The sequence below is a fragment of the Xanthomonas sp. BRIP62411 genome, from assembly GCF_003993525.1.
Classification (GTDB): Bacteria; Pseudomonadota; Gammaproteobacteria; order Xanthomonadales; family Xanthomonadaceae; genus Xanthomonas; species Xanthomonas euroxanthea.
Genome location: NZ_QEZI01000012.1, coordinates 29,616 through 42,183, shown reverse-complemented (window position 1 = coordinate 42,183; position 12,568 = coordinate 29,616). Strand labels below are relative to the sequence as shown.

General features: G+C 68.3%; 5 protein-coding genes, 1 pseudogene and 1 riboswitch. All 6 genes and pseudogenes read left to right on the top strand.

Going from position 1 to position 12,568, the window contains the following annotated elements; all coding sequences use genetic code 11:
* Positions 1 to 26: 26 nt before the first annotated feature.
* Positions 27 to 141, bottom strand: a riboswitch (S-adenosyl-L-homocysteine riboswitch).
* A 123-nt stretch (positions 142 to 264) separates the two neighbouring features.
* Positions 265 to 2,793 (top strand): prolyl oligopeptidase family serine peptidase, encoded by a 2,529-nt coding sequence (locus EO139_RS10600; RefSeq protein WP_126970524.1) that lies wholly within the window; start codon positions 265 to 267, stop codon positions 2,791 to 2,793.
* A 444-nt stretch (positions 2,794 to 3,237) separates the two neighbouring features.
* Positions 3,238 to 5,952 (top strand): phosphoenolpyruvate carboxylase, encoded by a 2,715-nt coding sequence (gene ppc / locus EO139_RS10595; protein ID WP_119130748.1) that lies wholly within the window; start codon positions 3,238 to 3,240, stop codon positions 5,950 to 5,952.
* A 130-nt stretch (positions 5,953 to 6,082) separates the two neighbouring features.
* The gene (locus tag EO139_RS10590) at positions 6,083 to 6,655 is read left to right on the top strand and encodes a TetR/AcrR family transcriptional regulator (protein ID WP_102583939.1); all 573 of its coding nucleotides are present in this window, start codon (positions 6,083 to 6,085) and stop codon (positions 6,653 to 6,655) included.
* Positions 6,652 to 7,689, top strand: a complete 1,038-nt coding sequence (locus EO139_RS10585) for a DUF4105 domain-containing protein (protein WP_126970522.1) — start codon at positions 6,652 to 6,654, stop codon at positions 7,687 to 7,689. The genes EO139_RS10590 and EO139_RS10585 overlap by 4 nt, the downstream gene beginning before the upstream one ends.
* Positions 7,686 to 9,704, top strand: a complete 2,019-nt coding sequence (locus EO139_RS10580) for an alpha/beta fold hydrolase (RefSeq protein WP_126970520.1) — start codon at positions 7,686 to 7,688, stop codon at positions 9,702 to 9,704. The genes EO139_RS10585 and EO139_RS10580 overlap by 4 nt, the downstream gene beginning before the upstream one ends.
* Before the next feature lie 984 nt (positions 9,705 to 10,688).
* A pseudogene (locus tag EO139_RS10570) lies at positions 10,689 to 11,840 on the top strand (histidine-type phosphatase); the annotation flags it as partial.
* Positions 11,841 to 12,568 lie beyond the last annotated feature (728 nt).

Here is a 12,568-nt window from a genome sequence, read left to right as displayed (position 1 = left end):
AGCTCCGGTAGGCAAACAAATGTCTGCAGTTCCGGGCGCCGTTGAACGATGAATGCTGGTCGAGCCTGGCCGTAGTTTCCTGCACCTGTGGTGCAGTAGGCAGATCAGTCCGCCATACCGGTCGCAGCGCCCCTCGACGAGAGCATCGATTATATCGGCAGCACCCCCCTCCGGCATGAATTGGTGTGCACCCAACCAACGGCAGGGGGAGCGGTGCGCGGGCGGCTGCTATGGTCCGGAGTCGATCGACACTGGGGATGGACAATGCAGGCGATACCCGATGCACGGCACGGCAGGCGGCGGCAGCGATGGGTCCTGGTCGGCGCGCTGGCGCTGAGCGCAACACCACTGGCTGCAGCGGCAGCCGTCGCACCGGCCGCCCAGCCTGCCGCGGCGGCAAGCACCGGCTACCAGTTGCCCTCCAAGGCGCTGCAGGCGGTGGTGGATGCCCCGCGCGCACCGCTGCTGCACCTGTCGCCCAAACGCGATCTGGGCGCGATGGTGCAGTTGCCTGCATTGCCGGACATCGCCGAAGTGGCCCAGCCCGAGCTCAAGCTGGCCGGCCTGCGCATCCATCCCAAGACGGTTGCCAGCAGCCGGTTTGCCTTTGCCGACAAGCTGTGGCTGCTGTCGGTGGCCGATGGCAGCGAGCGGCAGATCACCGGGCTGCCGACGCCGTTGGCGCTGGCCACGGTGAGCTGGTCGCCGGATCAGCGTTATCTGGCGTTCCGCCGCGAGGACGCGGCCAGCGGGGCCAACGAACTGTGGCTGGTGGACGTGGCGGCCGGGCAGGCCAGGCGCCTGGTCGCCGGCTTGAACACCAGCGTCGACGACGCCTTGCACTGGTTGCCCGATGGCAGCGGCCTGTTGCTGCAACAGCAGGTGGCCGGGCAGGGCACGCCACCGGCGCGCGACGCGACCCCGGACGGCCCGGCGATCCAGCAGACCAGTGCCGCGGCCGGCGTGCGCTCGCTGCCGACCTACCAGGACCTGCTGCGCAACGAGGCCGACGCACGCGTGTTCGAGTACTACGCCACCGGCCAGCCCATCATCGTCGGCGTGACCGGGCAGGTGCGCCCGATCGCCACGCCCGGCATCTATCTCAACCTGTCGGTATCGCCGGATGGCCGCTACCTCCTGAGCGAACGCGCCCAACGGCCGTTTTCATATGTGGTGCCGGTGGACAACTTCGCCCGCCGCATCGAGGTGCTGGACCTGCAGGGCAAGCTGGTGCGGCAGATCGCCCAGCTGCCGTTGGTCGAAGGCCTGCCGACCGGCAACGACGCGGTGCCCACCGGCGTGCGCGATATCGCCTGGCGCGCCGATGCGCCGGCCACGCTGGTCTGGGCCGAGGCGCAGGACGGCGGTGATCCGGCCCGCGCGAGCACGGTCCGCGATGCGGTGCTGATGCAGGCCGCGCCGTTCGCGCGCGCGCCGGTGACGCTGGCACGGTTGGGTAGCCGGTATGAAGGCATCCAGTGGGGCCGCGGCGATCTGGCCATCCTCAGCGAAAGCTGGTGGAAGACCCGCCGCACCAAACAGTGGCGCATCGCGCCGGACCAGCCACAGCGCGCACCCGAATTGCTCTGGGACCGCTCCTCGCAGGACCGCTACAACGATCCCGGCACGCCGGCGACCGTGGCCGACGGCAAGGGCCGCACGCTGCTGCAGACCGGCGCCGACGGCAACAGCCTGTTCCTGCTCGGCAAGGGCGCTTCGCCGGAAGGCGACCGCCCGTTCGTGGATCGCTTCGATCTGCGCAGCAAGCGTGCCACGCGTCTGTTCCATTCGCAGGCGCCGAGCTATTCCGCGCCGCTGGCGTTGCTGGACGCGCAGGGCACGCAGTTGCTGCTCAGCCGCGAATCGCCCGAGGAGCCGGCCAACTACGTCGTGCAGACGTTGGGCGACGCAGCGCCTGCACCGCGGGCGTTGACGCATTTCGCCCACCCGCTGCCGCAGTTGCGCGGCGTGCAGAAGGAGCAGATCCGCTACAAGCGCGCCGATGGCGTGGACCTCACCGCCACGCTGCTGCTGCCGCCCGGTTACGACCCCAAGCGCGACGGCCCGCGGCCGCTGCTGATGTGGGCCTACCCGGGCGAGTTCAAGAGTGCCGATACCGCCAGCCAGGTCACCGACTCGCCGTACCGTTTCAACGCGATCAGCTACTGGGGCCCGCAGGCGTTCCTGGCGATCGGCTATGTGGTGCTCAACAACCCGACCATGCCGATCGTCGGCGAGGGCGATGCCGAGCCCAACGACACCTACGTGCCGCAGCTGGTCGCCGATGCGCAGGCCGCGGTGGACGAAGTGGTGCGGCGCGGGGTCACCGACCGCGAACACATCGCCATCGGCGGGCATTCCTATGGCGCCTTCATGACCGCCAACCTGCTTGCGCACACGCGACTGTTCAAGGCCGGCATCGCGCGCAGCGGCGCCTACAACCGCTCGCTGACGCCGTTCGGCTTCCAGGCCGAGGAGCGCAACTACTGGCAGGCGCAGTCGGTGTACCAGGCGATGTCGCCGTTCAACTATGCCGACAGGATCAAGGATCCGCTGCTGCTGATCCACGGCCAGGACGACAACAACACCGGCACCTTCCCGATCCAGAGCGAGCGCATGTTCGCCGCGATCAAGGGCCTGGGCGGCACCGCGCGGCTGGTGCTGCTGCCCAACGAATCGCATGCGTATCGCGCACGGCAGTCGATCCTGCAGATGCTGGCCGAGAGCGAGCAGTGGTTGAAGACCCATCTCGGCGAACCGGTGAAGGAGACCGGCGCGACGCGTACGCGTTGATCGATGGTGGGCCGGCACCAGTAGGAGCGCGCTTGCGCGCGATGCGGGGTTAGCGGTGAAGCGTCGTCGCGCCCGGGTGCGCTCCTACGTGGATGCGGCCCGCGCGTCCCGGGACGAATCGCCGCGCCGCCCACGCGATTGCCGCGGTCACCCGTAGGAGCGCACCCGGGCGCGACGGGGCATGACCAGGACAACCCCGCCCCGCAGGCGCGGCTTGTCCGCGATGGGCGTTACCCGGACAGCCCCACCTCGCAGGAGCGGGCTTGCCCGCGATGGGGCATTACCGGGAAAGCCCTATCGCGCGCCAGCGCGCTCCTACGAGAGTCATCGGACAAAGCGCTGGCACACGATGGTTGATGATGAAACCGTCGTGCCGGTCGCGATCATCTAATCCTTTTGGGTTAGTCTTCGACGACTTTGCGCTTGAGAGGGTGTGCGTTTCCGATGAACGAGTACCGCAGCAGTCTTGTGTTCGCTACCCCCGACCTGCCCTTGCGCGACGACGTGCGTCGGCTCGGCGCCCTGGTCGGTGACCTGCTCGCCGAGCAGGTCTCTGCGGAATTCCTCGAGGAAGTCGAACGCGTTCGCACCACCGCGATTGCGCGGCGCGAGGGCGATGCGCCGCCGTCCACGCTGAGCGCGCAACTGGCCGGGCGCGAGCCGCGCCAGGCCGAGGCGCTGGTGCGTGCCTTCAGTACCTATTTCCAGGTGGTCAACATCGCCGAGCGCGTGCACCGCATCCGCCGCCGCCGCGAGTACCAGCGCAGCGGCACCGACACGCCGCAGCCCGATGGCCTGCACGATGCATTGCGTCGGCTCAAGGCACAGGGCGTGAGCCTGGACGAACTCAGCGCGTGGTTGCCGCGCATCGACGTGGAGCCGGTGTTCACCGCCCATCCCACCGAAGCGGTGCGCCGCGCGTTGCTGGAAAAAGAACAGCTGATGGTCGCCAGCCTGGTCGACAACCTGGACGGCATGCGCACGCCCAACGAGCGCGCCACCGACGCGGCGCGCTTCCGCATGGCCCTGACCGCCTCCTGGCAGACCGCCGACTCCTCGCCAGTGCGTCCCACTGTGGAGGACGAGCGCGAGCATGTGGGGTTCTACCTCACCCAGGTGCTCTATCGCGTGGTGCCGGTGATGTACGAAACCCTCGAACACGCCATCGAAGAGACCTACGGCAGCGTGCCGACCCTGCCGCGGCTGCTGCGCTTCGGCACCTGGGTCGGCGGCGACATGGACGGCAACCCCAATGTGGATGCCACCACCATTGCCGGCACGCTGGATGCGCAACGGCGTGCGGTGCTGGACCGGTATCAGAAGGAACTCTGGCAACTGGCCAGCCTGCTCAGCCAGTCGACCACGCTGGTGGCGGTGAGCCCGGCGTTGAGCGAGCAACTGCAGCGCTACCGCGCGTTGTTGCCGGAGGACGCCGCACGCTCGCGTCCGCGCCATGGCGACATGCCGTACCGGCTGCTCAACGATCTGATGCGCGCGCGCCTGCAGGCCACGCTGGACGATGCCGAGGGCGCCTATACCAGCCCGTCCGAGCTGGAGCACGATCTGCAATTGATCCTGGACAGCCTGCAGGCCAACAAGGGCCTGCACGCCGGTTGGTTCGCGGTGCGCCGCCTGTTGTGGCGCGTGCGCAGCTTCGGCTTCCACCTGGCGCGTCTGGACGTGCGCCAGGAATCGAGCGTGCATGCGCGCGCGGTGGCCGACGCATTGGGCCAGGCGGACTGGGACGAACAGGACGCCACCCAGCGCGCCGCATTGCTCGGCCCGTATGCCTCCGGCGAGCAGGCATTGCCGCGCGTGGATGACGAAGGCAATGCGCGGCTGGATGCGGTGTTCGCCGCGCTCGCCGACGCGCGCAGCCGCCATGGCGCCGATGCGCTGGGCAGCTACATCATCTCGATGGCGCACAACCGCGCGGACGTGCTGACCGTGCTGGCGCTGGCGCGCCGTGGCGGCCTGGTCGACGACGCCGGCACGGTGCCGCTGGATATCGTGCCGCTGTTCGAAACCGTGGACGATCTGCGCGGCGGTACCGGCACCGTGCAGGACCTGCTCGCCGACCCGGTCTACCGCCAGCACCTGGCTGCGCGCGGCGATACGCAGATGGTGATGCTGGGGTATTCGGACAGCGGCAAGGACGGCGGCATCACCGCCTCGCGGTGGGGGCTGCAACGCGCGCAGGTCGAACTGCTGGAGGCTGCCGCCGAACTCGGCGTGCGGCTGACCTTCTTCCACGGCCGCGGTGGTTCGATCGCGCGTGGCGGCGGCAAGACCAGCCGCGCGCTGGATGCCGCGCCGCGCGGCAGTGTCGATGGCCGGCTGCGCGTGACCGAGCAAGGCGAGGTGATCCATCGCAAGTACGGCATCCGTGCCCTGGCACTGCGCTCGCTGGAACAGATGACCGGCGCGGTGCTGCTGTCCAGCCTGCGTCCGCGGGCGCCGGAGCCGCGCGAGGAGCGCTGGCGCCCGGTGATGGATCTGGTCGCCGAGCGCAGCACCGTGGCGTATCGCGCCTTCGTTGGCGCGCCGGATTTCATGCAGTACTTCCGCCTGGCCACGCCGATCGATGTGATCGAACGCATGACGCTGGGCTCGCGTCCGTCGCGCCGGCTCGGCCAGGACGCGGCCCTGTCCAACCTGCGCGCGATTCCGTGGGTGTTCGCCTGGAGCCAGGCGCGTGCGGTGATCCCGGGCTGGTACGGCGTGGGCAGCGGCCTGCAGGCGGCAGTGGATGCGGGGCATGAGGAGACCTTGCGCGAGATGGCGCAGGACTGGCCATTCTTCCGCACCTTCCTCGACGACGTGGCGATGGTGCTGTCCAAGGGCGACCTCACCATCGCCGAGCTGTTTTCACGTTTGTCGGGCGACCTGCATGCGCGGTTCTTCCCGGGCATCGGCGCCGAGCTGGCGCTGACCAAGGGCTGGGTGAAGGCGTTGACCGGCCAGCAGTCGCTGCTGCAGCACGACCCGCGGCTGGCCTTGTCGATCCGCCTGCGCAACCCCTACATCGACCCGATCAGCGTGCTGCAGGTGGACCTGCTGCAGCGCTGGCGCGCCACCGATGGCGAAGACGACGAATTGCTGCGCGCGCTGGTGGCCTGCGTCAACGGTGTCTCGCAAGGCGTGCAGAACACCGGCTGATCCGTTCGCTGCTCCGGCCGTCGGAGGCGCTGCCGGAGCAGGCTGCCGGAGCAGACCGTTGGTCGGAGAGGGCGCGGATTGGTGAAGCGGACTCTGGTGTTACCGGACAAATCTGTCCGATAATGCCGCGATGACGACTTCCCGCCCTGATGCCGCGCTGCGCCGCCGGCAGATACTCGATGCTGCCGACGAAGTGTTCAGCGAACACGGCGTCAACGCCCCGCTGGAACTGGTGGTCGAGCGTGCCGGCCTTGGCCGCGCCACGCTGTACCGCAATTTCCCCGACCGGCTCGCGCTGATGACCGCGCTGATGACCCGTGGCCTGGATGGCCTGGAACGGCTGGCCGCCGATCTGGCCGAGCGCCCGGACGGGCTGGCCGTGCTGCTGCACGATGTGGCCGAGCACATCGCCCAGTCCGCGCCGCTGGTGGATTTCTGGCGTTCGATCGAGCGCGCGCACCCGGCCGTGGACGCGGCCGACCGGCGTGTGGTGCGCATCTTCCTGCCGTTCGTGCATCGCGCCCGCGACGCCGGCCTGTGCCGTGCCGATGTCGATGACGAGCAACTGCTGCTGGTGATCGACATGCTGGGCAGCTGCCTGCGCGGCAACGACGAATCCGAACGCAAACGGCTTGCCCATCGCTCGGCCGACCTGTTGATGCACGCACTGGGCATGCAGGTGCCGGAAGGCGGCACCCGATGAAACCGGCCACGCGTTCGCGCATCAGGCGCTGGGCGTTGCGGGGGGCGCTGGTGCTGGCCGCGCTCTGGGGCGGGCTGGCGATCTACTTCGCGCTGACCGGCAATGCGTTCGTGCGCGCGGCGTGGGTGGGCTCGTGGTGCGCGATGGCAATCGCGGCGTTGTGGGGATTGCGGCGTGGCCGCGAGAACTGGGCCTTGGTGGGCATCTTCAGTGCCGCCTTCGCGGTGCTGGCGCTGTCGTGGTGGATGATGCAGCCCAGCCAGGACCGCGACTGGGCCGACGATGTCGCCCAGCGCCTGCAGCCGGAGGTGCACGGCAACATCGTCACGCTGCACAACGTGCGCAATTTCGACTGGCATGGCGAAACCGACTACCAGCCGCGCTGGGAAACCCGCCAGTACGACCTGGATCGCCTGGTCAGCGCCGATCTGGCGCTGTCGTACTGGATGGGCCCGGCGATCGCGCACACGTTGGTGTCGTTCGGTTTCGACGACGGCTCGCACGTGGTGTTCTCGCTGGAAATCCGCAAGGAGCGTGGCGAGTCGTTCTCGGCATTGGGCGGGTTCTTCCGCAGTTTCGAAGAAACCCTGGTGGCCGCCGACGAGCGCGACATCCTGCGCGTGCGCACCAACGTGCGCGGCGAGGACATGTACCTGTACCGGCTGGCGCTTCCCAAGGCCGGGCTGCGCCGCATGTTCATGGGCTACGTGGGCCTGGCCAACGACCTGAATCGCGCGCCGGCGTTCTACAACACGCTCACCAGCAACTGCACCACGATCGTGTTTGCGTTGGCGCGCCAATTGCAGCCCACCTTGCCTCTGGATCATCGCCTGTTGCTGTCCGGCTACGTCGACGAATACGCCTACGATCACGATGGGCTGATGCCCGGCTACGACTTCGCCACCCTGAAGCAGCGCGGGCATTTCACCGCACGTGCGATCGCCGCCGACAAGGCCGCGGATTTCTCCGAGCGCATCCGTGCCGGCATGCCGCAGGCGCCAGCACCAGCACCAGCCCGGAGCGCAGTGCGATGACGCCGCGGCTGCGTGGATGCCGCGTCGCTGCCGTGCTGGCAGGACTGCTGGCGAGCCTGTGGCTGAGCGGCTGCGCGATGGTCACGGTGCAATCGCACAGCAGCGGCGACTACATCGCGCGCACGCGCGGCGATGTGCTCAGTACCGGCGCATTGAGCCAGGCCAGCAGCGAGACGGTGCAGGTGGCCGGTCTGCAGCCCAAGGCCTGCCGCAGCGACCCGCTGCCCTGCCTGCAGCAGCTCACCACCGTCGCAGGCATCGGCAATGAGCGCCGGCTGGCGACGCAGGCCGAGCTCTGGACGGCGCAGGCGATTGCCCTGGGCGGGCGCGACCCGGCAACGATGAGCGATGCGGCAGTCGACGCCTGGCTGGAAGCGGCGCGGCATGCCTACGCCTACCTGTTCTTCACCGATCGGGCGCCCAGTGCGCGTGCGTTCGAGAATCGCCAGACGCAGGTACGCGACTACTACAACTATGCCGTGCAGCAGGTGATCGAACGCCTGTTCGCGCGCGCGCAGCAGACCGGCCAGACCGAGCGCGAACCCACCACCCTGGGGCGCTGGCAGGTCAGGATCGACATGTCTGCGTATCGCTTGCCGGGCGGTGGCAACACGCCGCGCGCGATCTTCGCCGCCTCGGCGTTGCGCTTCGATGGACTGCGCAGCACGTATCGACGCGATGGCTTCGGGGCCGAACTGGTGGCCGAGGTGGACCCGCAAGTGGTCGGCGACCCCGCCGGGCTGGCCTTGCAACCAACCGCCGCCGTCGCAGCACCGGAGCGTCCGCTGCCGACCTTCAGCGAGATGCCGTACGCACCGGCAACGCTGCTGCTGCGTTTCGATGGACAGACGCTGGATGCGGTGCTGCGTGGCCATGCCGCCACCGTGGTGCCCTACGATCCGTATCGCCAGAACGAGGTGGTGCTGCATGGCCAGCGCGTGCCGCTGGCGGCCAATTTCACCGCCGCCTATGGGCTGTGGCTGGCCAGGTCCGGGTTTGCCGCGCAGTCGCTGCGGTCGATGCTGGGCCGCGCGCGCGGCATCGACCGCCCGCATCTGTATCTGATGCAGCCCTACGACCCGGACCGGCGCGTGCTGCTGATGCTGCACGGGCTGGCCAGCAGCCCGGAAGCCTGGGTCAATGTCGCCAACGAAGTGATGGGCGATGAAGCGCTGCGCCAGCGCTACCAGATCTGGCAGGTGTACTACCCCACCAATGCGCCGGTGGCGGTCAACCGCGCCGAAATCCAGGCCCTGGTGGAGCGCAGCCTGCAGCACTTCGATCCGGCCGGCACGGCGATCGCATCGCAGGACATGGTGTTGATCGGCCACAGCATGGGCGGGGTGATCGGGCGCCTGCTGGTGTCCTCCTCCGGCGAGCGCCTGTGGAATTCCCTGCTGGAAAACTACCGGCTGGACGGCGAGCGCGGCGCACGCATCCGCGCGAAGTTGTCGCCGCTGCTGCATTTTTCGCCGATGCCGCAGGTCGACCGCGCCATCTTCATCGCCGCGCCGCATCGCGGCACGCCCCTGGCCGAGGGTGGGCTGGGGCGTTTCGTCGGCCGCCTGGTGCGTTTGCCGATCGCCTTGCTGGATCGCTTCGGCGATGTGTTTCAGGACCTGGCCAGCAGCGAGCGTGGGCAGGGCGGCGACCCGCGCCGCAAGCGGCGCCTGCTGCCGCCGACCAGCATCGACAACCTGCGCGATACCGATCCGTTCGTGCGCGCCAGCATGGACCTGCCGATTTCCCCGCAGGTGCATTACCACACCATTGTCGGGCGCGAGAAACCGCAGGTGCCGCTGGCCGACTCCGACGATGGCCTGGTGCCGTATCGCAGCGCGCACCTGGACGGTGCCGAGTCCGAACTGGTGGTGACCTCCTGGCACAGTGTGCAGGAAACGCCGCAGGCGATTCTGGAGATCCGCCGCATCCTGCACGAGCAATTGCGCTCCGAGGCGGCGAGCGCAACGGATGCGCAGGGCAAGCCAGCGGCCGCAGCGTCCGCGACATTCTGATCGCGCTGCAGCGCACTGCCGGAAGGCGTGGCTTACAGGGCACGCACTACGGATGTGGAATTTGCCAGCGGCCGACAATGCGCGCTGCCATCCGATGCGCGTCCCGCACTAGCGCATTGTTTATCTGGCCCGTGCTATCAGGCGGTTTCCCGAAGACGCTTGAACCAGGGAAGAGGCAATGCGCACGATGCGGTCGGCAGTGATCCGGGTGCCCCTGCTATTGGCCGGCCGCGGCCGCAACGAAGGCCAACGGCAGGCGGCCGGTCCCGCGGGCACCACGCCGCCGCCAGCGCGGACCGCAGCGCCTTCATCCGCAGCGCCGTCCGTGGCCGATCAAGCGCTACCCGAATTCCCGGCCATCCCGTCGATCGTGATTGCATAAGGACGCAGGACAACGACGATCCCGGGCAGGTGGCGCAGCATGCGCGTGCTGCGGGCAGATGTGCCGATGGGTTGATGCCGGCCCATCGCAAGTCATCGTGCCGCGGCCCTGTGCAGGGCGTCCTGACGGCCAGTGCGAAGGCTATCCACGCAAGGTGGCGCACCATGCGGCGCGGTGCGATTCGTAAGGACGCCTGCCGCGCCCGTCACCGCGGCCGCGCGGCTGATGCGCAGCATCATCGTCGCGTGGTGCCTGCCCGGACATGTTCGCGAAGTTCCGCCGGATGTCGTCTGCCTTGCATATTGGCAACGTAGATTCCGCAATGACCAACGGGATGACCACCAAGCATGTGTTCTGGGCACGCGATGACAACGGGGCAGGATAGTGACCCGACGCCTGCAGGCGATGACGGCAGCGACGCGATGGGGGTTGCGTTGTTGCCATCATGCAAAGGCGTCGCGCCGTTGCGCGCAGGCATCAGGCCGGCATCGACGACAGCGTCTTGGCTGCGATGGCTGGTGCCGGCGCTCAGCTTCGGCGCGCTGCTGCTGATCGGCTGCACGCCGCGTCCGCCCGGACCGCCCGCAGTCGCAAAGACCGCGCAGGCCGCGCAACTGGAACGCGTGGTGGTTGTCTTTCGGCACGGCGTGCGCGCGCCGCTGCAGGGCGAAGCCGCCGCGGCGCACTACGCCGACGCGCCATGGCCGCAATGGTCCACAGCGGCCAGTTTGCTGACGCCGCGTGGGCGCATCGGCGTGCAATTGAGCGGCGACTATTTGCGCCAATGGCTGGTGCAGCAGGGCGTGTTGCCACCGAGCGGGTGCCCGGTACCAGGCAGCGTGTCGGTCTGGGCCAATACCGACCAGCGCACCATCGACAGCGGCGCCTTGCTGGCCGCGGCGCTGGCACCGGGCTGCGGGATCGTCGCCGGGCATCGCCAGGCCGGCAGCAACGATCCGTTGTTCCGACCGATCGAGGCCGGTGCAGTGCCGTTCGATGGCGCGGCGGCAGTTGCGGCGATCGAGAGAGAAACCGGTGGCCCAGCCGCAGTGTTGCGAGGGCACGCGGCCGAGCTGCAGGCGATGCAGCAGATCCTGGGCTGCACGCGCACGCCCTGCGACTTTGCGCAGATGCCGTCCACGCTGAGGCCGTCGGCCAACGGGCGCGGCCTGGCGCTGGGTGGGCCGATCGATCTGACCTCCGGCACCGGCGAGGTGTTGCTGCTGCAATACGCCGAAGGCCTGCCGCTGGCGCAGGTCGGCTGGGGCCGTGCCACACCCGAGCGGCTGGCGCAGGTGTCCCGACTGCATGCCTTGTTGTTCGACATCTACGCACGTCCGCATTACATGGCCTCACGCTCGGGCGCACCGCTGGCGCGCAACGTGCTGCAGCGCTTTGGCAATATGCCGGCGCCAACGGTCTCTGTTTTCGTCGGTAGCGATACGCATATCGCCGCGTTGAGCAGTTTGCTGGGCCTGCACTTCCATCTGCCCGGCTACGGCGCCGACGATCCGCCGCCAGGAGGCGCGCTGTTGCTGGGACTGTGGCGCGAGCCGAACGGGCAGCAGGTAGTGCGTGCGCAGTACCTGGCGCAATCGCTGGATCAACTGCGGACGTTGGCGCCGTTGGATCTGGCGCACCCGCCGTTGCAGCAGACGTTGGCGCTTGGCATTTGCACAGCAGGGCAACGCATGGCATGCCCGTTGCCGGAGTTTATGTACGCGCTTGAGAAACAGCTGCAGCTCGATCGTTAACCGTGCAGCAGCAATCCTGATCTGGAAAAGGCGACCACCAGTTGTTCCTTCTCCCACCGGGAGAAGGTGCCCCGCAGGGGCGGATGAGGGTACGTGCGACGCCTGGTGTCATCGAATATGCAAAGAGGCTACGCCCCGTACCCTCACCCCAACTCCTCTCCCGCAGGAGAGGGGCTTTTCTTTTTTCAGCCGCCGACGATGATCGGTGGTGCTTGCGCGCGTGCCGGTGTGGGGCCTTGAGCGGCATGGATGCCGTGCCAGAGCCTACAAGGACGTACTTGCGGCGTGTCCCACCCGGTACGCGTGCAAGCGCCCGCAGCAGACCGAAGCTTCTACAGAGCACCAGCAGATCTCATGCGCAGGTTGGTCGGTGTGCGGAGGTGGTCGGCAGCGCGGCGCCGCATCCAGTGTCGGGACACGCCGTGAATCCATTCCTGGAGGCTCGGTGGCGGCATCCATGCCGCCACACGGTCCCGCCCCCGGACGCAGCACCGCGCTCCCAGCGTTGCCACTGCTGATCGGCAGGCGATTACGCTTGCAAGCGCCTTCAGTGGCCGAAGCCTTCAGTCACAGAGCGTCAGTGACTGGAGCATTCGCACAAACCCACTAGATGTCCAACGCGCAGATTCGTCAGTAAGCGGTGGCCGCATCAAAAACCCGGACACGCGGTGAATCCAGCCGTGGGCTTCGGTTGGAAGCATCCATTCCACCAAAACGCACATGGGCCG

Excerpts from the sequence above, each read along its gene's own strand:
- EO139_RS10590 (WP_102583939.1), top strand. The coding sequence starts at position 6,083 with ATGACGACTTCCCGCCCTGATGCCGCGCTGCGCCGCCGGCAGATACTC.
- EO139_RS10585 (WP_126970522.1), top strand. The coding sequence starts at position 6,652 with ATGAAACCGGCCACGCGTTCGCGCATCAGGCGCTGGGCGTTGCGGGGG.
- ppc (WP_119130748.1), top strand. The coding sequence starts at position 3,238 with ATGAACGAGTACCGCAGCAGTCTTGTGTTCGCTACCCCCGACCTGCCC.
- EO139_RS10580 (WP_126970520.1), top strand. The coding sequence starts at position 7,686 with ATGACGCCGCGGCTGCGTGGATGCCGCGTCGCTGCCGTGCTGGCAGGA.
- EO139_RS10600 (WP_126970524.1), top strand. The coding sequence starts at position 265 with ATGCAGGCGATACCCGATGCACGGCACGGCAGGCGGCGGCAGCGATGG.